We start from the raw sequence: 19,872 nt of genomic DNA on the forward strand, positions 1-19,872 counted from the left end.
CAATTTGGTCAGGTGGCGATCACGTCGTTCTTGCGCGTGGCCCAGCCGGTGACGCGACCTTCGATCAGCGAGAACACCGCGTAGAGTGCGACGCCGAGGCCGGCGAGCACGAACAGGCCGGCGAACACCAGCGGCACGTTGAAATTGGAGGATGCGGTCATCATGACGTTGCCGATGCCGCGGTTGGAGGCGACCGTCTCCGACAGCACGGCGCCGACGAAGGCATAGGAGATCGCGACCTTCAGCGAGGCGAAGAAGAACGGCATGGTGCGGGGCAGACCAACATTCCAGAGGATATCGAGCTTGCTGGCGCCCAGCGCCTTCAACACGTCCTCGAGCTCGGGCTCGGTGGTGGCAAGGCCCGTCGCGATGTTGACCACGATCGGGAAGAAGCAGATCGACAGCGCGGTCAGCACCGCCGGCACCGTGCCCGAGCCGAACCACAGCACGAAGATCGGCACCACCGCGACCTTGGGGATCGATGAGAAGCCTATCAGCAGCGGGTAGCAGGTGTCATAGGCCGTCTTGGAGACGCCGATGATGGCACCAAGAGCGACACCGAGCGCAACGCCGAGGACGAAGCCGAGCAAGGTGGTCGCCAATGTCTGCACGATGTGCGGCCACAACACCGGAAAACGCTCGACGAGCGTCGCGAACACCTGCGAGGGGCGCGGCAGCACCAGATCGGACATGCCGGTCATGAGGCAGAACAGCTCCCAGCCGACGAAGAACAGCACGATCAGTCCCGCCGACCACGCCTTCTGCCTGACATCGATCCCGAACATCAGCCTGCTCCCTGCTCGCCCGCGCTGCGCGCATCCTCGATGAAGGCCCGCAGCTTCTGGTTCAGAGCGACGAAATCCGGCTCGAAGGTCATTGCCACGGTGCGCGGCCGAGCGAAGTCGACGCGGCTGTCGTCGAGGATGCGGCCGGGACGTGAGCTCATCACGCAGATGCGGCTCGCAAGGAAGCCGGCCTCGCGCAGATCGTGCGTGACCAGCAGCACCGTCGGCTTGTGCGCCATCCAGAGATTTTGCAGGATCGCCCACAGCTCCTCGCGGGTGAACTGGTCGAGCGCGCCGAAAGGCTCGTCCAGCAGCAGCATGCGCGGCTCGTGGATCAACGCGCGGCAGAGATTGGCGCGCTGGAGCATGCCGCCGGAAAGCTGCCAGGGATGCTTGCTGCCGAAGCCCTTGAGGCCCACCTGCTCCAGCAGCGCGTTGGCCTTGTCGCGAAACTCGGTCTTGCGCAGCCTGCGGAAGTTCGATCGGAACGGCTCGACGATCTTCAGCGGCAGCATGATGTTCCGCTCAATCGTCATCCACGGCAGCATGGTCGGATTCTGGAACGCCATGCCCACCCGCATCGCCCGCGCCGCCACCTCGCGGCCTCCGACGATGACCACGCCGCTGGTGGGCTGCACCAGGCCGCTGACGAGACGCAGAATGGTCGATTTGCCGCATCCGGATGGGCCGACCAGTGCGACAAACTCGCCGTCGGCGATCTTGAGCGTGGTCTTCGACAGGGCCGGCACGGCGCGGTCGCCGCGCCCGAAGGTCACGGAGGCGTCCGACAGTTCGATGGCGGTCCCGACCGCACCTTGGGCAACGGCCCGGCCGTCAAACGTGGTTCTGGGTTGCATGCGCATCACAACAAAAGTGCATGCAAGCTAGATGCCAGACCCCAATTCCCGCCCTATCGCGCCGCTGATGAAGGAAGCGTCCCGGGAGCCGGATACGATTTGGGCAATCCCACTGCTGAACTGCATGCAATTGGAGCGCCGAACTGGCGCGGGACTGTGCTAGGACGAGGTGTCGACCACTCCAGGGATTCGCCGATGGCGGCGCGCCGCACCAGCAAGACTTCTGAATCGTCGGACAAGGTCAGCGTGATCTGCCGTGCCTTGCGGCGCGCGATCATCGAGCAGGCTCTCGAGCCCGGCGCCAAGCTGCCGGAGGATGCGCTCGGCGACCGTTTCGGCGTCAGCCGTACCATCGCGCGCCACGCGCTTGGACAGCTCGCCGCAGAAGGCCTGGTCGAGCTCCGTCGCAACCGGATCGCGGTGGTGGCGACGCCAAGCTGGCAGGAGGCGCGCGATGCGTTCGATATCCGCATCCAGCTCGAAGGCCTCGTCGTCCGCCAGCTCGCCGGCAAGCTGACCAAGAGCCAGATCGCCGAGCTGAACGCCCATGTCGAGGCCGAGGACCGCGCGCGCGGCAGCACGGATGCGGTCTCGATCCGGCTCGCCACCGAATTCCACATCCTGCTTGCGCATATGACCAACAGTCCGATCCTGGTGCGCTATGTCAGCGAGGTCGCCTATCGCTGCTGCCTGACGCTGTCGCTCTACAGCCGGCCGCATTCCACCGAATGCGCCATCAACGAGCACCGCGCCATCATTGCCGCGCTCGCCAAGGGCGACGCCGTCAAGGTGATGGAATTGATGCACCATCACCTGGATTCCGTGGCCAATCGCGCATTGGTGGCCCCTGCCCCGCAACGCGGCCGCGATCTGCTCGATATCCTCGCCCCCTATGCCGACGAGCTGACGAGCGATCGCGTCGTCAAGCTGCCGAAGATGGTTCGCAGGCGCTAAAGCGCGATTGGGATGAACCGTCGTCGCGCTTTAGGTGGTTGTTCGAGCATGGTCTTCTCGGAAAACCGCTGCGCGCATTTCCGTATCATGCTCTAGGCCTCGATCCCGCGCTGGACGAGTATCCGCTCGGCACTGTCGTTCCAGACGTCCATCTTCACGATCTGGCCGCCTCGCACGACGAAGCGATCGACATAGCGGTTGCCCTCGAACGGCGTGCCGTCCATCCACTCGCCGTAGAGCGTGCCGACGCTGTAAACGACGGTTTCGTCCGCCCCCGGGCAGACGTCGAACCGATCCATCTTCTTCTTGACCCAGCGATAGCGCTTCGCGTTGAAGCCGGTCGGCCCGCGCGGGTGATCGAACTCCCGTCCGCCGGTGAAGGTGATCACCGTGCCCGGCTTCATGTAGGCCGAAGCGGCGTCGGGATCGGGTATCATCGACGCCGTAAGATAGGCTTCGACGATCTCGGCGTCCGTCATCGGGCGTTCGGTTTTTGCGGGGGCGGACATGGTGGATCCTCCAAGGGTGTCAGCATTCTACAATTCACACCCCAAACTGCATGCACATTTTTTGGACAATTTGACGCCAAGAGTGCACACAATCTGGAGCTGCCTGCCCCCAGACCTTCCGCTAGGCTACCACAGCTGAATCCGATGCCATGACCACCCAGACCGCTTTCGACCTCATCTTCCGCAACGCGCTGCCGCGCTCATCCGCCGCACCCGTCGATATCGGCGTGAAGAGCGGCCGTATTGCCGCGATCGAGCCGAAGCTCGCCTGCGAGTGCGTCGAAGTCGACCTCGGCGGGCGTCTCGCCCTGCCGGGCTTTGTCGACACCCATATCCATCTCGATAAAGCCTGCCTGCTCGGCCGCTGCGGGCATGACCACGGCAGCGTCTCGGATGCCATCCGCGCCGTTGCCGGGATGAAGCGCGATTTCACGGTCGAAGACGTCTATGCCCGCGGCGCCCGGGTGCTCGAACGTGCGATCGTGCACGGCACGACGCGCATGCGCACCCATGTCGAGGTCGATCCGCGCATCGCCTTGCGTGGCTTCGAGGCGGTCCGGGCGCTGAAGCGCGATTATGCCTGGGCGATCGAGCTGTCGCTTTGCGTCTTCCCGCAGGAAGGCCTGACCAACGATCCCGGTAGCGAAGACTTGCTGATCCGGGCGCTGCGCGACGGCGGCGAGGTGATCGGCGGCTGCCCCTATATGGACACTGATCCGAACGCGCATCTCGAACGCATCTTCGACCTCGCGCAGGAATTCGACGTCGACGTCGACCTCCATCTCGATTTCGACCTCGATCCTTCCTGGTGGCATCTCGACGAGGTCTGCCGCCAGACCGAGCGGCGCAATTATCAGGGACGCGTGGCGATCGGCCATGCGACAAAACTCTCGGCGTTGCCGCCGGAGCGGATGAAGGCCGCCACCACGCAACTTGCGAGAGCCGGAATCGCGGTGACCGTGCTGCCCGCGACCGATCTCTATCTGATGGGACGCGAAGCCACCCACAACGCGCCGCGCGGGCTGACACTCGCCCACAAGCTCGCGGGCGACGGCATCGTGTGCTCGGTCGCGACCAACAACGTGCTCAATCCGTTCACGCCGTTCGGCGATGCGTCGCTGCTGCGGATGGCGAACTTCTACGCCAATGTCGCGCACGCCTCGGTGAGCGATTTCGACACCTGCCTCGATCTCGTGACCGAACTGCCGGCGCGGTTGATGAATCTTGACGATTACGGCATCAAGCTCGGCAACCCCGCCGATCTCATCGTGCTCGACACGAGGGATAGCCGGTTCGCCATCGCCGAGCTGCCTGATGTGATGATGGGCTTCAAGAACGGCCGACAGACCTTTGTGCGACAGCGGCCCGCTCTGTTCCGGCCCGGGAGCTGACGGCGTTTCCGGCGGAATCTCCAACGGTAAAATCGTCGGGGACGCGGGTGATCATCGGACCAATTCCTCCAGTTTTACTGTCGATTCCGGCCCAAATCCGAGTCCGGTAGAATCCCGGACCGTAGCTGCGCGCATTGAACAAGATGCGGTCCGGATCATACTAAGGGCGCCCTGAACCATCTGGGTTCAGTCGGGAAGTATGTCTATGTTCAGCGCATTCAGCAGCATCGATTATCGCTCCATTCGGGCCAACACGCCTGCGGAAACGGCCGTCAAGCGGCTGAATGGAATCGGCGAGGTCCTGTCGGATCTGGATATTTCGGCGATCCACACGCAAGACGACATGACCCGCGCGCTCTTGACGCTCGATACCGCGGACAAGTGCATCCGCATGATCCTCACGGATTTCCGCACCGCGCCCGCCAAGGAGCAGGTGGTCCGCAAGGCCAAGAGCCTGGTCGACTTGATCGAGCTCGCCCGCGACGAAATCTCGAACTATCGCGACGCCGGCAAAGTCTTGAGCTGAACGCGCGTGCGGCGTCAGCGCCTGATCCGCGCCAGTATCCGGTCCGCCTCGATGCGCCAATCCGCGCTGCAGGCGAACTCCTTGGTTCCCCTGACGCCAAACAGCCCTTCATCGGCGAGGTCGGCGACCCAGGCCTGACGCTCGGCGGTGCCCTGCGCGGACCAGGGCGTCAGCCCTGCCTCGCGCACGGTCTCGGCGACCTCGCGCACTTCCTCGGCACGCCGGCGGCCATGCTCGATCACGCGCTGAAAGCAATAGGCGCCCTGCTTCTCCCAATCGATTCCGGGGAACGTCTCCGCGAGCGAGGTCAGCATCGCGTCCTCGACCCCATAGGCGCGCGCCGTCGTAAAGCTCTCGATGACCATGGCCTCGAGGCCCTTGATCATGATGCTGCGGCACATCTTCACCGCCGAGGACACGCCGAGCTTGTCGCTCGCGACCTTCGCAGCAAAGCCGATCGCGTTCAGAAGCGGTTCGATCTCCCTCGCCCCAGGACCGCCGAGCAGCAACGGTACCTTGATGCGATAAGGCGGCACCGAGGTCATCACCGCGCCCTCGACATACCGGCCGGCAGCGCCATCGATCAGCGCCGCCGCGCGCTGCTTGGCGCCGGGAGATGCCGAGTTGAAGTCGAGGAACCAGGTGCCCTGGTTGATCCCCGCCGCACAGGCCTTCGCCACCGGCACAGCCTGGCTGGCGGTGACGGCGGAGATGATAAAGTCGCATGTCGCGGCCAGCTCGGCATGAGAGGCTGCGAGCGTCACGCCGAATTGCGCAGCATGCTCTTCCAGCGCTACGCCGGTTTCGCGACCGAGCTTGATATCATAGGCAGCGACCTTGATGTCCTGCCGGCGGAGGTCCTCGGCCAGAATCCTGCCGACCTCGCCATATCCAACGAGCCCGATCTGCCATCGCTTCGGATCAGCCATCAGTTCAATCCCCGTGTCGTTTCGTCGAACAGCTCCTCGACCGCATAGCGGCGCGGGATCAGCGCCTGCTGGAACGCATAGTCGACGATCAGTTCCAACGGCTTCCTGTTCGCCTCCACGCCGAACGGGAGGAGATCCGGCGAGGCCGCAGGCCCCATCTGCTCCTTGTTGCGCTTGAGGAGATCATAGATGCCCGCGACCACGTCGGGGCGCGACTTCGCGAGTTGCTCAGTCACGACCACGAGATGGTTGACTGGGACCACGGCGCGCCGCGCGTACCATCTGGCGGCCTCCGCAGCCGGATCAGGGAATAGCGGCTTCAGCTTCGGATCGTTCGAGACCTCGCCGAGCACAGCATCGAGCTCGCCGTCGAGCAGCATCTGCAGGATCTTCTTGTCCTTCGGGGCACGCTCGGTGGTGTCGACATATTCGGCGACGTGCGGATCCTCGAAGGTGACCCAGCGGATCTTGTCGAGGTTCACGCCATGGTCGTTGGCGAGGATTCCCCTGATCCAGGCTCCGGTCGTGGTCGTGAACGAGCGGATGCCGACGCGCTTGCCTTCGAGATCGGACGGCCCGAGCATTCCCCGCGCGGGATTGTATAGCCCATAGGCATGCTGGAAGCGGCCGAGCATGGTCGCCGGCAAAAGCACCAGCGGCTTTCCATGCGCCTTCGCCATCAGATAGGTGACGATCGCCATCTCGCAGACGTCGAAGGCCTGCTCCCGCACCATCGGCTTGAATGCCGTGTTGGTGGGCGTGTGCTCGACGAAGTCGAGATCGAAGAGCTCGGAGCGGAGCTCGCCGCTCTTCACCGCCTGGACGTGGGGGTGACTGCCGAGCACGGCCTTCAGCTTGACGCGATCCATCCGCCCGCTCCCGCCGTTGCCCTAGACGTCCTCGGGATTGTCGACATAGACGAGCCCGGCCTTGGCGAGCGTCTCGCGCATGTTGTACATGTCGAGACCCAGCTCGCCAGAGGCAAGCCGTCTGCGCTTGCCGTCTTCGTCGGCGTTGCGCTTCTTCGCCTTCTCGGCGACCTCGACGGCATAACGCTTCGGCACCACGACGACGCCATCGTCGTCGGCGACAACGATGTCACCGGGATCGACGTTGACGTTGGCGCAGACCACGGGAATGTTGACCGAGCCGAGCGTCGCCTTGACCGTGCCCTTGGCCGATACGGCGCGCGACCACACCGGAAACCTCATCTCGTGCAGTGCTTCGACGTCGCGGCAGCCGGCGTCGATGACCAGACCCTGCACGCCGCGCGCCTGCAGCGAGGTCGCCAGCAGTTCACCGAACATGCCGTCGGTATTGTCGGTGGTGCAGCCGACGACGAGGATGTCACCCTTCCTGCATTGCTCGACCGCGACATGGATCATCCAGTTGTCGCCGGGCTGCGCCAGCACGGTGACGGCAGGCCCCGCAATTGCCGCGCCCGACCAGACCGGCCGCAAGTAAGGCTTCATCAGGCCGATGCGCCCATAGGCCTCGTGCACCGTCGAGACGCCGTAGTCCGCCATGCCGGCAGGATCGGCTCGCTCAATGTTGCGGACGACGACAGGCTTCATACCAGCTCCTCCGCAACGGTCGGAAACAGGCGTTGATAGGCCTCTCCATAGGTCATGGGCACGCCGGTGTTGCGGCTGCCCTGAATGCCGCGATTGAGCGCGACGCGCTCGTAATAACCCCAGAGATGTTTCTGCGCGGCCAGGATCTGGAATGCCTCGTACTTCTCCTTCCAGACCTCGTCGATCTTGAGAAGCAGATCGGGCTTGTAGTTGCACTGTTCCGGCTGATGCGGCTCGAACAAGAACACCGGCGGCGCCGAATATTTGTACTGCGCACCGGGCTTGTGGCCCATCGCCTGCGCGACCACGCGCGTTTCCTGCGCGAAATGCGCGGCGTTGGGATGGTCGAAATTATATGGGTCCTCCAACGCGTGCGTCAGAACGAAGCTCGGGTTGAGCTCGCGGTAAATGTCGACCATGCGGTCGAAATGCGCCTCGGTGAGCTTCAGCGGATAGTCGCCGCAGTCGAAGAACTCGATCTCTGCACCCAGAAGCCTCGCCGCCCGCTCCGCCTCGTCCTTGCGGCCGGCCTTGACCGATTCCAGCGTCGCGCCTTTTTCCTTCCAGGCGAATTGGCTTTCGCCGCGCTCGCCGAAGGACATGCAGACGATCTTCATGCGGTAGCCCTTCTTCGCATGGAGCGCGATGGCGCCGCCGGCGCGCCAGACGAAATCGCCGGGATGGGCGGTGATCACCAGACCTGTTTTCATGGGACACTCCTTTCGTTCGCATGCATCCCGCGCAGCTCGTCGATCGTTAGCGACCTCATTGGCCGAACCCGAACAGACGCGCGGGATTGTCGACCAGGATCTTCCGCTGCAACTCCGGCTCCGGCGCGAACAGCGGAATGAGGTCGACGAGGTCGCCGTCGTTCGGCATCACCTTGACGTTGGGATGCGGCCAGTCCGTGCCCCAGACGACGCGGTCGGCCGCGGTCTCGACGATCCTGCGGGCGAACGGCACCGCGTCGGTGAACGGCGGACCGCTCGACGACACCCGCTCCGAGCCGCAGATCTTGACCCAGCATTTCTCGTCACGCCGCATCAGCTCGATCAGGATCCTGAACGGAAGCTGGTCGAGCCCGTCGGACGCCTTCACCCGTCCCATATGGTCGATGGTGTAGCTCAGCGGCAGCTTCGCCAGCATGTCGGCATAGTCCGGCAGGTCGACCGCGTCGAAATGCAAATCGATGTGCCAGCCGAGCGGCGCGACCATGGCGATGACGCGATCGAACACGCCCTTGTCAGGCACCCCGCCGAGATGGCGGACGAAATTGAATCGGCAGCCGCGAAAGCCGCCTTCGTGCAAAGTGCGAAGCCCGCGCTCGGTGATGGTGTCGTCGATATTGGCGACGGCGCGGTAGGCACCATTGCTCTGCGCGATGGCATCGAGCGCCACCGTGTTGTCCGTGCCGTGCACGCTGGCATTGACGATGACCGCGCGCTCGACACCGAGCTTGGCATGCAGCCCGCGAAAGGCCTCGAGCGGAGCATCCGGCGGCGTGTAGGAGCGATCCGGCGCATAAGGATATTTCGCGCCTGGCCCGAAGATATGGCAGTGCGCATCGCAGGACAGTTTCGGCAGCTTGAACGCCGGCGTGCGCGTGTTCGGATCTGGCGGCGGGATGGTCGGCGTGTACATCATCGTCATCAGGTGAACCGCCGAAGCGAGACGTTCATTCAAGTCTTGCCGCTGACGGCCGGCCGCCGGCGCGCCGGCGCGGCATGATCGAGCGGCGGCGCCTGGAACGCGGCAACCGTGGCCTGCACCAGTTGCTCGATGGCACCCGCGGGATCGCCGCCATCGGCCTCACCGCGCGACAGGCGCGTCACGCGCTCCGGCGTCACCAGCGAATAATAGAGCGCGCCGAGCAGGAAGTGACTGCGCCAGACGATGTCGGTGCGGGGGATATGCGGCAGGCTCGCGTGGATCGCATCGATGAAGGCGTGGCTGGTGTCGTCAAAGGTCTGCGCGATGATTTTACGCGCGACGTCGTTACCCTCGGCTGACATCACGGCGCGCAATCGCGTGAAGCGCGCCCCGCCGCCGGCAAGATCGCTGCCCGAGGTGAAGGCTGGCACGACATAGGCGCGCACGATCGCCTCCAGCCGGTCCTGGAGATCGCGCACGCGGCTTGCGGCGGCGAGCAGTTCCGAACGGCGCAGGTTCATCGGCCCGCAATGGCGCCGGTAGATCTCCAGCAGCAGGCCATCCTTGGTCTTGAAATGATAGGTCACGCTGCCGGGATTCGCCCCGGCGGCTTGCGCGATGTCGCGCACCGAGACGGCATTGAAGCCGTTGGTGGCGAACAGCTCCTCGGCGGCGGCGAGGATCGCCTCGCGCATGTTCGGCTTGCGGGCCGTTTCCTTGCTGACGGGGTTGCGTGCCATGAGATTTGTACTATCGTACAAAAGATCAGGTCTCGTCAACAAGAACCGAGGGCCATGGCCGGAGACCGCCGGCACGCGCACGAATGCCCTTTTGGAGTGCTGGGAATGCTGGGTTTGAACAAGAAGATCGGCGCTCTGATGCTGGGTGCCGGCCTGCTGCTGGCGGGCAGTGCCGCGCAGGCCGCGGACAATTATCCGAGCAAGCCGGTCCACATCCTGGTCCCCTACGCCGCCGGCGGCGCGGTCGACGTGCTCGCGCGCACGCTGGGCCAGGCGCTGGCCAAGACCTGGGGACAGCAACCGGTGGTCGACAACCGTCCCGGCGCCGGAGGCATCGTCGCCTCGCAGGCGCTGACTCAGGCCGCGCCCGACGGTTACACCTTGATCCTGGTCGCGAGCGGCCATCCGCTCAACCAGTTCATCTATCCGAGCGTGCCCTACGACACGTTCAAGGATTTCACGGCGATCACAGAGGTGGCCTCCTCTCCGCTTGCGATCGTCGTGGCCAAGGACAGCCCCTACAAGACGCTCGGCGATCTCCTGGCGGCCGCGAAGAAGGAGCCGGACAAGCTCTCCTACGGCATGTCCGGCAACGGCACCTCGGCGCATCTGGCGGGCGAGCTGTTGAAACACATGTCCGGCACCAAGATCGTCGCGATCCCCTACAAGGGCGGCGCGCCCGCGCTGACAGCCGTGATCGCAGGCGAGATCCCGCTCAGCATCAATCCGCTCGCAGAAGCGATCGGCCAGCTTGAAAACGGCCCGGTGCGCGCGCTCGCCGTGACTTCGGCCGAGCGATCCAAGGCGCTACCGGATGTGCCGACCATCGCCGAGTCGGGTATACCCGGCTACGACGTCTCGGTCTGGTGGGGCGTGCTGGGACCGGCAAAGATGCCGCCGCAGATCGTGGCGAAGCTCGAGACCGATCTGAAGGCGGCGCTTCGGGATCCGAACGTGCTGTCGACGCTCGGCAAGATCGGCGCAACCCCGGTCGGCTCCTCGGCCAAGGAGTTTGACGCCTATCTGCACGCCGAGGCGACCAAGTGGGAGCCGGTGCTCAAGGCCGCCAACATCCGCGCCCAGTGAGCTCTTCAGATGCAAGCCGCGGTCAGTTATGCGCACTCGCCCGCATCTTCTCGGGCGGCGCGGGGCCCTGCACGAAATCGGCATCATCGCCACCGCCCGACGGGATCAGGATCGCCCGCTCGCGCGGCAGCGCCTCCGGCATCTCGTCACGAATGAAGGCCACCAGTCTTTCCCGGATCTCGCAGCGCAGGTCCCAGGATTGCGGCGCGTTGCGCGCACTGACCAGTGCCCGCAGCTCGATGGTGCGGGCATCCGCATCGATCACCTGAAGATTGACCACGGCGCCATCCCAGAGCTTGGACTCCTTCACCGCCTCCTCCAGCCAGCGCCTGATGCGCGACACGTCGGCACGGTAATCGACATGGAGCGCGATGACGCCGATCAGAGATGCGGTGTCGCGGGTCCAATTCTGGAACGGCTTCTCGATGAAATAGGACAACGGCACCACCATGCGGCGCCAGTCCCACAGCCGGATCACGACATAGGTCGCGGCGATATCCTCGATCCAGCCCCATTCGTTCTCGATGATCACCGCGTCCTCGATGCGGATCGGCTGGGTGATGGCGATCTGCAGGCCCGCGATCAGGTTGCTGAGCAGCGGCCGTGCGGCAAGACCGACGATGATACCGGCCGCACCGGCGGAGGCGAACAGGCTGACGCCATATTGCCGGACCGAGTCGAACGTCATCAATGCGGTCGATACCGTGATGATGACGATGATGGTGTCGGTGACGCGCTTGAACACGCGGACTTGCGTGACGTGCTTGCGGGCGACGAAATTCTCGGTGACGTCACGAAAATTCTGCAGATAGCGCGCCGCACTCATGTCGACGATCCGGATCGAGATCCAGCCGATCAGGGCAATGACGGCGACGACGAACAGCCGCATGAGTGGCGTGCGGATCGTGTCGTCGAGCGGCGCGAGCGGCAGCACCAAGGCGACCGCGCCAAGACACAGCGCCAGCTGAGCCGGGCCCGTCGTGCGCTCGATGAACACGCTTAAAAGCGGGAGACGAGTTCCGAAGGCGCGATTGAGAAGCCAGGCCGCAAGCCGATGCAGGGCAAGGGCCAGCAGGATCGCGCCGAGCACCAGGCTGAGGCCGACAAACCACGACGGTATCCAGCCGAACATGCTGTCGATGTCCGCCATGAGGGCCTGCCAATTCATTGCTGTCCCCGTTTGCATTCGCGTAGCCGGCTCAACGCCTCCCGGCCGCCTTCGGTCCCCCGCCCTGTGCAACGCAGCATTCCACAAGTGCAACCGTTGCCGAATTGGGCTAGTTTGCGACGCTCATGACTCGACGTAGCGGCAGTGCCGATCTTCCCTTGCATACCGGACGGGTTCCGCCGTGGCTGGCGAACCGTATGGCCTCACTCGGGTCGATCGTCACGCAGGCGATTGTGCAGCATTATGGCCGCGATGCGTTCCTCCAGCGGCTATCCCATCCGTTCTGGTTCCAGTCATTCGGCGCCGTCATGGGAATGGACTGGCACTCCTCCGGCATCACGACCTCCGTGATCGGCGCGCTGAAGCGCGGGCTCGGGCCGCTTCAGGACGAGCTCGGGATCTATGTCTGCGGCGGACGCGGCCAGCATTCGCGCAAGACACCGGACGAATTGATGCAGCTCGGCGACCGCGTTGGATTCGACGGCGCAAAGCTGACTCGCGCAAGCCGCCTGGTGGCGAAGGTCGACAGCGCGGCCGTGCAAGACGGCTTCGACCTCTATCTCCACGGCTTCTTCGTCACCGCCGACGGCAAATGGACGGTGGTGCAGCAGGGCATGAATGGCGACAAGCGGCAGGCGCGACGCTATCACTGGCATTCCGAGGCGCTGAAGAGCTTCGTCGATACGCCGCATAGCGCGATTGACGGGCCGCAACAGGGTGAGATCGTCAATCTCACCGACCATCGCGCCGAAATCTCGCGGAGCGCGCAGCTCGATCTGCTGGGGGATCTCGGCCCCGATCGCATCGTGTGCGAATTCGAACGGCTCTTGGGGACCGGGCCCGAGCCGGCACAGGCGATGCTGCCGCACCTGATCATGCCCGCGCATCACGATGTCAGGCCCAAGGACGTGTTCGCGCGCCGCCTGCACGGCACCCTCGCCGCCGCAGCCGAGCGCGGCCCGGTCGATTTTCCCGAACTGCTGCTGACGCCGGGCGTCGGCGCGCGCACCGTCCGCTCACTGGCGATGGTCGCGGAGGTCGTGCACGGCGCGCCCTACCGTTTCGAGGATCCAGCACGTTTCTCGCTCGCCCATGGCGGCAAGGACCGGCATCCCTATCCCGTCCCGATCAAGGTCTATGACGAGACCATCCGCGTGCTGAAGGGTGCGGTCCGGAACGCGAAGCTCGGACGCGACGAGGAAATGCAGGCGATCAAGCGCCTCGACGACCAGGCGCGGCGGCTGGAACGCACGGCGAGCGGGCCACCGATCGAGGCCTACATCGCAGACGAGCGTGCGGCTTCGCCGGATCTCGATGGCCGCTCCGTGTTCGGTTGGGAGCGCGACCTAAAACCGACAAAAAAGCGGACCGGCTGAACGCCGGTCCGCAAGTTCAGCGGGAGGAACGTTCTCAGGTCTCGTCGGTCTCCGGCTTCTCGTCGAGCCGGTTGGCTGCGTGATCCTGATACTGTTCGGTCTGGATGGATTTGCCGTCCATGCCACGAATGTCCGAATGCTGCTTCTTGTCGCGGTTGGACAGCACCATGTTGTCGCCGATCTTGTCCTTGGGAATATCGGCCATGGCGCCGGTGCCGTCGCCCTTGCCCTGCATGCCCGATCTGAAGTGCGTCTTGCTGCCGTGCCCACTTGGCATCGGTTTCTCCTCTTGTAGTGATCTCACGACGACTTAATGCTTCTGTTGCGCCGGTGTCGGTTTCGGCGGCTTGTGGCCACTCTGGCCAGCGTGATTGTGCTTGTTGTGGTCGCTCTCCTGGTTGAGACCGCCGCGGCTCACCGGAAATTCGCTCTGCCGAGCTTCAGGCTGCGTACGACGGATGCCCGCATCCGGGGGACTGCGACCGGCGGCCCGATCGAGCTCTTGCCCGTCGGGGGTGTCGGGCTTGCGCTCGAGAATGCGCACCTGCTGTTCGTGGGTTTTCCTGCCTTGCATCCGGATCTCCCAATCCTCACCTGCCTCCGCCCTTTCCCGTCTCGTCGTGGGCGTGACGCGAGTCGCGCTCGCCTCCGCCACCCGAGACGCGGCTGTGATTGCGCTGCGAATTATCCGCCGGCGGCTTCTTCACCTGCAGCGGCGCCTTCGCGTTCTCATGTGATGCGCCAGGTCCGCCCTGGCGAATGCTGTTTGGTGTCTTGGTGGATGTCGACATGGGATGTCGCCTCCTCAGCGGTCTTGCTGGTAGCCCTGATTGGTCGTGTTTTGCTTGATGTTGCCCTGCTGCCCCTGCTGGTCCGGATTTTCCGCACGCTGCTGGCCGCGCGGGCCCTGATCGGGCGACATTTGTTTGCCGTCGCCAGTTCCCTTCCGGCTCTGATTGTCCGGCGGAACATTCGGCATTCTGCTGGTCATGATCCAACCTCCGTGAGATCTGGAAACCTCGGGCACGGAGCCTCTTCGGTGACGTGCGCGCGGTCCTGGAGGACAACAGCAAGCGCTGCGCACCGTTCCTGGCAGCCCACGATCAGCGACGATTTGCCAAAGGCAAGCTCAATTCGCGCGCGCAAGGGAACGATCGACTGTCGTTTCCCCAGACGCCGCGGCATGCGTTCCATGACCCTCCGGCGTGACGGGAAGCTTTGCGATGGCACGAAGGCCCGGCCGCCTGCGCCAGTGGACCTGCGCAGGATCGACGGCGAGACCAAGTCTCGGCCATCGCGCGAACAGCGCCTCCAGCGCGCAGGCCGCCTCGATACGCGCGAGCTGATGGCCGAGACAAAAGTGGATTCCCGTTCCGAAGGAGAGATGACGGTTCGGCTTGCGTTCGAGATCGAGCCTCTCCGGACGGTCATGCATCGCCGGATCCATGTTGGCCGCGGCGAGCATCACCATGACGCGATCGCCCTTCTTCAGGCGAACGCCTTCGATATCGACATCCCGCCGCACGTAGCGCGGCTTGGAGAACTGCACCGGGGAGACGAAGCGCAGGAACTCCTCCACGGCGAGCCCGACGCGGCTCCAGTCCTGTTCCAGCCAATGGCGCAGGCCGGGATTTCTGAGGAGCTCATAGGCGGAACCGCTGATGAGATGCGTGGTCGTCTCGGAGCCGGCCGCAAGCAGCAGAAACACCATGGAGACCATCTCATCCGGCGTGATCCGGCCGCCCTCACGCTCGACCTGGATCAGCTCGGCAATCAGGCCTTCGCCGCCCTGTGCCCGCGCGATCTGCAATTGCTGTGCGAGATAGGCGCGCATCTTGCGGAACGCGAACAGCAGGCGGAAGAAGCTGACGACATTGGTCAGCGAGGACATCGCGTTGGCCCAGGCAATGAATCTGGGACGATCGGCCAAGGGCAGACCCAGGAGCTCGGAGATCACCGCGAGCGGCAGGATGCGCGCGTAGCGCTGGACGAGATCGGCAGGATCGTCATGCGCGAACAGCTCGCCCGCGAGGCCATCGGCGATGGCACGGATGCGGGGCTCCATCGCGACGATCGCGCGACGACGAAAGGCCTCATCCACGATGCTGCGCAGCCTCGTGTGATCCGGCTCGTCCATCGTCAGCATGTTGTTGGCGATGGTCCTGACGTATCCCGGCATCCACCAGCGCAGACCGGCGACGTCGCCGTCCTCCTTGCGCAGCGTGAAGGTCGCGCTGTCCTTCAGAACCTGCGCGGTAGCGTCATGGGTCGTGGTGACCCAGACGTCACCGACGAGAGGAAATCGTGTCGCGACCACGGGGCCGGACATGCGCAGCGTTTCGATCGCCTTGGGCGGATCGCGAAAGAAGGCCTCGCTGGTGAAATCGAGGCGCACTGTCATGGCATCACCGCACTGATTGCTGGCGTCTCACCCAGATGGGGGGCGGCACCGCCGGTGCAAGGGCGCTGGAAGCGAGATGCGTCTATCCGCGCCCGGGCGAACGCTGGCCTGTCTTGCGCTGCAGTTGCGTATAGGCGTCCCAATGGCTCCAGCTGCCATTGCTGAGACTCTGGAGATCGGTTGCGAGCGGACGGCGCGTGCGCTTGTCGTGATCGGCGATGGTACGCTCGGACTGCGCGATCTTGCGCTTGAGTTCCGCGACCGCCTTCTGGGTCTGGCCGTTCCGCTTCGACGAGGCGATCTCGCCCATCGTGAATCGCGCGGTCTCCAGCGCCTTCAACTCGGCGCGGTTCTTCTTCAACTGGACCCGGTGCCAGGCGATGTTGCTGTCGCTGTCCGCAACCATGTGGGAACTCCGCTGATTCGTTCCCCCACAGTGTATCAAGCGCCGAATCGGCGCCGCAACGGGCGCCACGCGGCGAAAATGCGGTCTTATTGCGCAGGAAGATCGACGTTATCGCTCCGCAAAGGCCTTTTCGACCACGAATTGGGCGGGCTCCCCATGATTTCCCTCGACAAAGCCGCGCTCGCCCAGGAGCGCGCGGGTGTCCGCCACCAGCGCCGGGCTGCCGCAGATCATGACGCGGTCGTGGGCGGATTCCAGGGCCGGCAAGCCAATGTCGCTGAACAGCTTGCCCGACGTGATGAGGTCCGTGATGCGGCCGCGGTTGTGGAAGGGATCGCGCGTCACGGTCGGGTAGTAGATCAGTTGGTTCCGGATGTACTCGCCGATCAGCTCGTCCTTCGGCAGCGTCTCGTTGATCATCTCGCCGTAGGCGAGCTCCTTGACGTGCCGGCAGCCGTGCAGAAGCACCACCTTCTCGAACCGCTCATAGGTCTCGGGGTCCTTGATCACGCTCAGGAAGGGCGCAAGGCCGGTGCCGGTGCCGATGAGGTAAAGGTTGCGCCCCTCCTCCAGATTGTCGATCACCAACGTGCCGGTGGCCTTGCGGCTGACGATGATCTCGTCGCCTTCCTTCAGGTGCTGGAGGCGCGAGGTCAGCGGTCCATCAGGGACCTTGATCGAGAAGAATTCCAGCGTGTCCTCGTAATTGGCGCTGGCGACGCTATAGGCCCGCAGCAGCGGCTTCTCGCCGACCTTGAGCCCGATCATGGTGAATTCGCCGTTGCGGAAGCGGAAGGTCGGGCTGCGGGTCGTCTTGAAAGAGAACAGCGTGTCGGTCCAGTGGTGGACGCTCAATACGCTTTCCTGATTGAAATTGCTCATCTCACCTTCCCTGTCGCGTCAATGCGGTCTTCGAGGCGGTCCAGCTATGCGTCGTTTGTACACGATCATTCGTGTACTAATGAATAATCCTGCTTGCTCCCGGGGTCAAGGCTGCCCAAGATCGAAAGCGTTACAGTTAGGAATAAGGAGCCCCTTCCATGGCGCATGACGCACCCCAGGCCACCGGACCCTCGAAGCTCGTGATCCGGAATATCGGCCTGATCCTGTCCGGCGCCCTGGAAAAGCCCATCCTGGACGGCGACACCATCGTCGCCGAGAACGGCAAGATCACCGCGATCGGCCGCTTCAAGGATCTCAACACGGAAGGTGCGACCACCATCGTGGAGGCCAACGGCACCACGGTGGCACCAGGCCTCATCGACAGCCATGTTCACCCCGTTGCCGGTGACTGGACGCCCCGCCAGAACCAGATCGGCTGGATCGACAGCAATCTGCATGGCGGCGTAACCACCATGATTTCGGCCGGCGAAGTCCACATGCCCGGCCGTCCGCGCGACGTCGTCGGCTTGAAGGCCATGGCGATCTTCGCCCAGCGCGCATTCTGGAATCTGCGCCCCGGTGGCGTGAAGGTTCATGCCGGCGCGCCCGTGATCGAATGCGAGATGGTCGAGGAGGATTTCAAGGATCTGGCGGCGGCTGGCGTCAAGCTGCTCGGCGAAGTCGGCCTCGGCGGCGTCAAGGACGGTCCGACCGCGCGCAAGATGGTCGGCTGGGCCCGCAAATACGGCATCCAGAGCACGATCCACACCGGCGGCCCCTCGATCCCCGGCTCCGGCCTGATCGACAAGGACGTGGTGCTGGAGGCAGACACCGACGTGGTCGGCCACATCAATGGCGGCCACACGGCGCTCCCGGACGACCAGATCCGCTGCATCTGCGAGGGCTGCAAGCGCGGCCTCGAACTCGTGCACAATGGCAATGAACGCTCGGCGCTGTTCACGCTGCGCACCGCACGCGAGATGGGGGACCTGCACCGCGTCATCCTCGGCACCGACGCGCCCGCCGGCTCCGGCGTGCAGCCGCTCGGCATCTTGCGCATGGTCTCGATGCTGTCCTCGCTCGGCGATCTGCCGGCCGAGCTCGCCTTTTGCCTTGCCACCGGCAACACCGCGCGGATGCGCGAGCTCGACTGCGGCCTGATCGAGGTCGGCCGCTCCGCCGACTTCGTCATCATGGACAAGGCGCAGCACTCGCCGGGCAAGAACATCCTGGAGAGCGTCCAGCTCGGCGACCTCCCCGGCATCGGCATGACCATCATCGACGGCATCGTGCGCACCCAGCGCAGCCGCAACACGCCGCCGGCCGGCAAGGTGCCGGAGGTGGTGGCGAAGTGAAGACCACAACGCCCGCCACTCCGCATAGCCTCTCGAACGCGTTGAACTGGTCTCCCGCCCGCTGCGTCTAATGCGGACAGCCCGGCGAGGGCCGCGCATTGCTGGAGCGTCGAGGGGACCATGAAGAGTTCGTCGCGGATTGCCGCCGGCGTCGTAGGTGCGGTGGCGGGCTATGTCGCGATCTTTGTGCTGTTTTCCCTGCTCGATCTGGGCAACCGGGCCGACCCCATCACATCGGGCCTTTTGGCGCTGTTCGTCTACTCTCCCATCGGCGCGATCGGCGGCGCGGTGCTCGCCAGTTGGCTGGTGTCGCGTCCAGGCGAGAACGCAAGCAATGGAAGCGTCGCGCGCGACAGCCTGAAGTCGCTCGGCGTCGTCACCCTGCTCTGCGTCGGAGCCGCCGCCGCTTACCTCGCCTACGCCTACGCAACCGCGACGCCGTGGCTCAACCCGAACGCGGCCAATCCCCTGCTCGTGTTTGAGATACGCCTTCCGCCCGGTGCGGCGATGCCGACCTCACCGCAAAGCATCGCCATCGAGTTGCAGACCGACATCAACACCATGCCTGCCGAGCTCAGCCCGGCCGGCTTTCGCCGTGATGGCGACCAAGCCGTCGTCACGGGTGAAGTCGAGCTCGCCTTTCGAACATCGCACCGGCAGCTCGCGGTCAACATCGAGGGACAGCCGAACCGGATCTACCCGATCGGATTGTCGGCCAGGGCGCCGCATACCCCGGAGCTCGGAACATGGCGTTCCCTGCCCGACCGCAGCGAGATCCGATACCGGGCCAAATGGCCGGAAAAAGACTAAGTTTCGATCGTCTTCGCTATCGCAGCTTGTTCAACAGCGCCATCAGCGTCTCGCGCTCTTTTGCGTCGAGCGGTGCCAGCGTCTCGCGCGTGATCGCCAGCGCGTTCGGCGCCAGCTTCTCCGCAAGCTGCTGACCCGCACGCGTCAGGCTCACCAGCAGGCGCCGACCATCCTCGGGATCCTGGCTGGTTTCGGTCAGGCCGCGCGCCGTCAGGCGGTCGATCACGCCCTTGATGGTGGCGACGTCCATTGCGGTCAGCCGGCCGAGCTGGTTCTGCGAGCACGGCCCGGTCTCGGCGAGCTTCGACAGCGCCGCCCATTGTGTCGGCGTTAGGTTGGTCCCGATGTCGCGGGAGAAAATCGAGCTGTGGCGCTGCCAGACCTGGCGCAGGATGAAGCCGACCTGCTCGTCGAGCACGTAAGGCGGTTTTGCCGGTTTGATGCTTTTCTTCGCCGTGACGCTTCTCGCCATC

General features: G+C 64.5%; 25 protein-coding genes. 7 read left to right on the top strand and 18 right to left on the bottom strand.

The window, feature by feature from the left end:
- Nucleotides 1–8: 8 nt before the first annotated feature.
- The gene (locus RX330_RS23040; protein WP_317239930.1) at nt 9–785 is read right to left on the bottom strand and encodes an ABC transporter permease; all 777 of its coding nucleotides are present in this window, start codon (nt 783–785) and stop codon (nt 9–11) included.
- Complete coding sequence (locus tag RX330_RS23045) at nt 785–1,642, bottom strand: ABC transporter ATP-binding protein (protein WP_317239931.1); 858 nt, start codon at nt 1,640–1,642, stop codon at nt 785–787. Before RX330_RS23045 ends, RX330_RS23040 begins: the two co-directional genes overlap by 1 nt.
- Before the next feature lie 195 nt (nt 1,643–1,837).
- On the opposite strand from RX330_RS23045, the gene RX330_RS23050 reads away from it, so the two are divergent.
- A complete protein-coding gene (locus tag RX330_RS23050) occupies nt 1,838–2,596 on the top strand; it encodes a GntR family transcriptional regulator (protein ID WP_317239932.1) in 759 nt (252 codons plus the stop codon).
- Between the two features lie 92 nt (nt 2,597–2,688).
- On the opposite strand, the gene RX330_RS23055 is transcribed toward RX330_RS23050, so the two are convergent.
- Nucleotides 2,689–3,105 (bottom strand): nuclear transport factor 2 family protein, encoded by a 417-nt coding sequence (locus tag RX330_RS23055; protein ID WP_212086966.1) that lies wholly within the window; start codon nt 3,103–3,105, stop codon nt 2,689–2,691.
- A 149-nt stretch (nt 3,106–3,254) separates the two neighbouring features.
- Here RX330_RS23055 and RX330_RS23060 point away from each other — a divergent pair, with 149 nt between their 5' ends.
- Both RX330_RS23060 and RX330_RS23065 read left to right on the top strand, forming a co-directional pair.
- Complete coding sequence (locus tag RX330_RS23060; RefSeq protein ID WP_317239933.1) at nt 3,255–4,496, top strand: amidohydrolase family protein; 1,242 nt, start codon at nt 3,255–3,257, stop codon at nt 4,494–4,496.
- Nucleotides 4,497–4,701: 205 nt separating this feature from the next.
- Nucleotides 4,702–5,022: a hypothetical protein gene (locus tag RX330_RS23065; RefSeq protein ID WP_212086972.1), complete on the top strand. Its 321-nt coding sequence runs from the start codon at nt 4,702–4,704 to the stop codon at nt 5,020–5,022.
- Between the two features lie 14 nt (nt 5,023–5,036).
- Here the strand turns inward: RX330_RS23065 and RX330_RS23070 are convergent, their stop codons facing one another.
- Genes RX330_RS23070 through RX330_RS23095 form a run of 6 tightly spaced genes read right to left on the bottom strand, consistent with a single transcriptional unit; the run spans nt 5,037 to nt 9,915 of the window.
- Nucleotides 5,037–5,954, bottom strand: coding sequence for a DUF1932 domain-containing protein (locus tag RX330_RS23070; RefSeq protein ID WP_317243955.1), 918 nt, complete (start codon nt 5,952–5,954; stop codon nt 5,037–5,039).
- Entirely contained in the window at nt 5,951–6,820 is an 870-nt protein-coding gene (locus RX330_RS23075) for a hypothetical protein (RefSeq protein ID WP_317239934.1), read from the bottom strand. Before RX330_RS23075 ends, RX330_RS23070 begins: the two co-directional genes overlap by 4 nt.
- A 21-nt stretch (nt 6,821–6,841) precedes the next feature.
- Nucleotides 6,842–7,525, bottom strand: a complete 684-nt coding sequence (locus RX330_RS23080; protein ID WP_317239935.1) for a 4-carboxy-4-hydroxy-2-oxoadipate aldolase/oxaloacetate decarboxylase — start codon at nt 7,523–7,525, stop codon at nt 6,842–6,844.
- Nucleotides 7,522–8,235 (bottom strand): PIG-L deacetylase family protein, encoded by a 714-nt coding sequence (locus RX330_RS23085; protein WP_317239936.1) that lies wholly within the window; start codon nt 8,233–8,235, stop codon nt 7,522–7,524. Before RX330_RS23085 ends, RX330_RS23080 begins: the two co-directional genes overlap by 4 nt.
- 55 nt (nt 8,236–8,290) lie before the next feature.
- Nucleotides 8,291–9,175, bottom strand: coding sequence for an amidohydrolase family protein (locus RX330_RS23090; RefSeq protein ID WP_317243956.1), 885 nt, complete (start codon nt 9,173–9,175; stop codon nt 8,291–8,293).
- 29 nt (nt 9,176–9,204) lie between these two features.
- On the bottom strand, nt 9,205–9,915 hold the full coding sequence (locus tag RX330_RS23095) for a TetR/AcrR family transcriptional regulator (protein WP_212086997.1): 711 nt from the start codon (nt 9,913–9,915) through the stop codon (nt 9,205–9,207).
- Nucleotides 9,916–10,020: 105 nt separating this feature from the next.
- On the opposite strand from RX330_RS23095, the gene RX330_RS23100 reads away from it, so the two are divergent.
- Nucleotides 10,021–11,001, top strand: a complete 981-nt coding sequence (locus RX330_RS23100; protein WP_317239937.1) for a tripartite tricarboxylate transporter substrate binding protein — start codon at nt 10,021–10,023, stop codon at nt 10,999–11,001.
- A gap of 22 nt (nt 11,002–11,023) precedes the next feature.
- On the opposite strand, the gene RX330_RS23105 is transcribed toward RX330_RS23100, so the two are convergent.
- Complete coding sequence (locus tag RX330_RS23105) at nt 11,024–12,169, bottom strand: mechanosensitive ion channel family protein (protein ID WP_317239938.1); 1,146 nt, start codon at nt 12,167–12,169, stop codon at nt 11,024–11,026.
- A 125-nt stretch (nt 12,170–12,294) separates the two neighbouring features.
- On the opposite strand from RX330_RS23105, the gene RX330_RS23110 reads away from it, so the two are divergent.
- On the top strand, nt 12,295–13,545 hold the full coding sequence (locus tag RX330_RS23110) for a DUF763 domain-containing protein (protein WP_317239940.1): 1,251 nt from the start codon (nt 12,295–12,297) through the stop codon (nt 13,543–13,545).
- Between the two features lie 34 nt (nt 13,546–13,579).
- Here RX330_RS23110 and RX330_RS23115 read toward each other — a convergent pair whose 3' ends face one another.
- From RX330_RS23115 to RX330_RS23145, 7 genes are all read right to left on the bottom strand, one after another.
- Nucleotides 13,580–13,822 (bottom strand): hypothetical protein, encoded by a 243-nt coding sequence (locus tag RX330_RS23115; RefSeq protein WP_317239941.1) that lies wholly within the window; start codon nt 13,820–13,822, stop codon nt 13,580–13,582.
- 33 nt (nt 13,823–13,855) lie between these two features.
- A complete protein-coding gene (locus RX330_RS23120) occupies nt 13,856–14,119 on the bottom strand; it encodes a hypothetical protein (protein ID WP_212087026.1) in 264 nt (87 codons plus the stop codon).
- A 16-nt stretch (nt 14,120–14,135) separates the two neighbouring features.
- The gene (locus RX330_RS23125) at nt 14,136–14,336 is read right to left on the bottom strand and encodes a hypothetical protein (RefSeq protein ID WP_317239942.1); all 201 of its coding nucleotides are present in this window, start codon (nt 14,334–14,336) and stop codon (nt 14,136–14,138) included.
- Between the two features lie 14 nt (nt 14,337–14,350).
- On the bottom strand, nt 14,351–14,536 hold the full coding sequence (locus RX330_RS23130) for a hypothetical protein (RefSeq protein ID WP_212087032.1): 186 nt from the start codon (nt 14,534–14,536) through the stop codon (nt 14,351–14,353).
- Between the two features lie 138 nt (nt 14,537–14,674).
- A complete protein-coding gene (locus RX330_RS23135; RefSeq protein WP_317239943.1) occupies nt 14,675–15,946 on the bottom strand; it encodes a cytochrome P450 in 1,272 nt (423 codons plus the stop codon).
- An 82-nt stretch (nt 15,947–16,028) separates the two neighbouring features.
- Complete coding sequence (locus tag RX330_RS23140) at nt 16,029–16,352, bottom strand: hypothetical protein (RefSeq protein ID WP_212087038.1); 324 nt, start codon at nt 16,350–16,352, stop codon at nt 16,029–16,031.
- A gap of 108 nt (nt 16,353–16,460) precedes the next feature.
- The gene (locus RX330_RS23145) at nt 16,461–17,234 is read right to left on the bottom strand and encodes a ferredoxin--NADP reductase (protein ID WP_212087041.1); all 774 of its coding nucleotides are present in this window, start codon (nt 17,232–17,234) and stop codon (nt 16,461–16,463) included.
- A 158-nt stretch (nt 17,235–17,392) separates the two neighbouring features.
- Here RX330_RS23145 and RX330_RS23150 point away from each other — a divergent pair, with 158 nt between their 5' ends.
- Nucleotides 17,393–18,589, top strand: a complete 1,197-nt coding sequence (locus RX330_RS23150; protein WP_212087046.1) for an amidohydrolase family protein — start codon at nt 17,393–17,395, stop codon at nt 18,587–18,589.
- Nucleotides 18,590–18,709: 120 nt separating this feature from the next.
- Nucleotides 18,710–19,399: a hypothetical protein gene (locus tag RX330_RS23155; RefSeq protein ID WP_317239944.1), complete on the top strand. Its 690-nt coding sequence runs from the start codon at nt 18,710–18,712 to the stop codon at nt 19,397–19,399.
- Nucleotides 19,400–19,415: 16 nt separating this feature from the next.
- Here the strand turns inward: RX330_RS23155 and RX330_RS23160 are convergent, their stop codons facing one another.
- Nucleotides 19,416–19,871 (bottom strand): MarR family winged helix-turn-helix transcriptional regulator, encoded by a 456-nt coding sequence (locus RX330_RS23160; RefSeq protein WP_212087052.1) that lies wholly within the window; start codon nt 19,869–19,871, stop codon nt 19,416–19,418.
- Between the last annotated feature and the right edge of the window lies 1 nt (nt 19,872).

It is taken from the genome of Bradyrhizobium sp. NDS-1 (assembly GCF_032918005.1).
Lineage (GTDB): Bacteria > Pseudomonadota > Alphaproteobacteria > Rhizobiales > Xanthobacteraceae > Bradyrhizobium > Bradyrhizobium tunisiense.

Coding starts and splice junctions, on each gene's coding strand:
- RX330_RS23040 (WP_317239930.1), bottom strand. CDS start 785: ATGTTCGGGATCGATGTCAGGCAGAAGGCGTGGTCGGCGGGACTGATC.
- RX330_RS23045 (WP_317239931.1), bottom strand. CDS start 1,642: ATGCAACCCAGAACCACGTTTGACGGCCGGGCCGTTGCCCAAGGTGCG.
- RX330_RS23050 (WP_317239932.1), top strand. CDS start 1,838: ATGGCGGCGCGCCGCACCAGCAAGACTTCTGAATCGTCGGACAAGGTC.
- RX330_RS23055 (WP_212086966.1), bottom strand. CDS start 3,105: ATGTCCGCCCCCGCAAAAACCGAACGCCCGATGACGGACGCCGAGATC.
- RX330_RS23060 (WP_317239933.1), top strand. CDS start 3,255: ATGACCACCCAGACCGCTTTCGACCTCATCTTCCGCAACGCGCTGCCG.
- RX330_RS23065 (WP_212086972.1), top strand. CDS start 4,702: ATGTTCAGCGCATTCAGCAGCATCGATTATCGCTCCATTCGGGCCAAC.
- RX330_RS23075 (WP_317239934.1), bottom strand. CDS start 6,820: ATGGATCGCGTCAAGCTGAAGGCCGTGCTCGGCAGTCACCCCCACGTC.
- RX330_RS23080 (WP_317239935.1), bottom strand. CDS start 7,525: ATGAAGCCTGTCGTCGTCCGCAACATTGAGCGAGCCGATCCTGCCGGC.
- RX330_RS23085 (WP_317239936.1), bottom strand. CDS start 8,235: ATGAAAACAGGTCTGGTGATCACCGCCCATCCCGGCGATTTCGTCTGG.
- RX330_RS23090 (WP_317243956.1), bottom strand. CDS start 9,175: ATGACGATGATGTACACGCCGACCATCCCGCCGCCAGATCCGAACACG.
- RX330_RS23095 (WP_212086997.1), bottom strand. CDS start 9,915: ATGGCACGCAACCCCGTCAGCAAGGAAACGGCCCGCAAGCCGAACATG.
- RX330_RS23100 (WP_317239937.1), top strand. CDS start 10,021: ATGCTGGGTTTGAACAAGAAGATCGGCGCTCTGATGCTGGGTGCCGGC.
- RX330_RS23105 (WP_317239938.1), bottom strand. CDS start 12,169: ATGAATTGGCAGGCCCTCATGGCGGACATCGACAGCATGTTCGGCTGG.
- RX330_RS23110 (WP_317239940.1), top strand. CDS start 12,295: ATGACTCGACGTAGCGGCAGTGCCGATCTTCCCTTGCATACCGGACGG.
- RX330_RS23115 (WP_317239941.1), bottom strand. CDS start 13,822: ATGCCAAGTGGGCACGGCAGCAAGACGCACTTCAGATCGGGCATGCAG.
- RX330_RS23120 (WP_212087026.1), bottom strand. CDS start 14,119: ATGCAAGGCAGGAAAACCCACGAACAGCAGGTGCGCATTCTCGAGCGC.
- RX330_RS23125 (WP_317239942.1), bottom strand. CDS start 14,336: ATGTCGACATCCACCAAGACACCAAACAGCATTCGCCAGGGCGGACCT.
- RX330_RS23130 (WP_212087032.1), bottom strand. CDS start 14,536: ATGACCAGCAGAATGCCGAATGTTCCGCCGGACAATCAGAGCCGGAAG.
- RX330_RS23135 (WP_317239943.1), bottom strand. CDS start 15,946: ATGACAGTGCGCCTCGATTTCACCAGCGAGGCCTTCTTTCGCGATCCG.
- RX330_RS23140 (WP_212087038.1), bottom strand. CDS start 16,352: ATGGTTGCGGACAGCGACAGCAACATCGCCTGGCACCGGGTCCAGTTG.
- RX330_RS23145 (WP_212087041.1), bottom strand. CDS start 17,234: ATGAGCAATTTCAATCAGGAAAGCGTATTGAGCGTCCACCACTGGACC.
- RX330_RS23150 (WP_212087046.1), top strand. CDS start 17,393: ATGGCGCATGACGCACCCCAGGCCACCGGACCCTCGAAGCTCGTGATC.
- RX330_RS23155 (WP_317239944.1), top strand. CDS start 18,710: ATGAAGAGTTCGTCGCGGATTGCCGCCGGCGTCGTAGGTGCGGTGGCG.
- RX330_RS23160 (WP_212087052.1), bottom strand. CDS start 19,871: ATGGCGAGAAGCGTCACGGCGAAGAAAAGCATCAAACCGGCAAAACCG.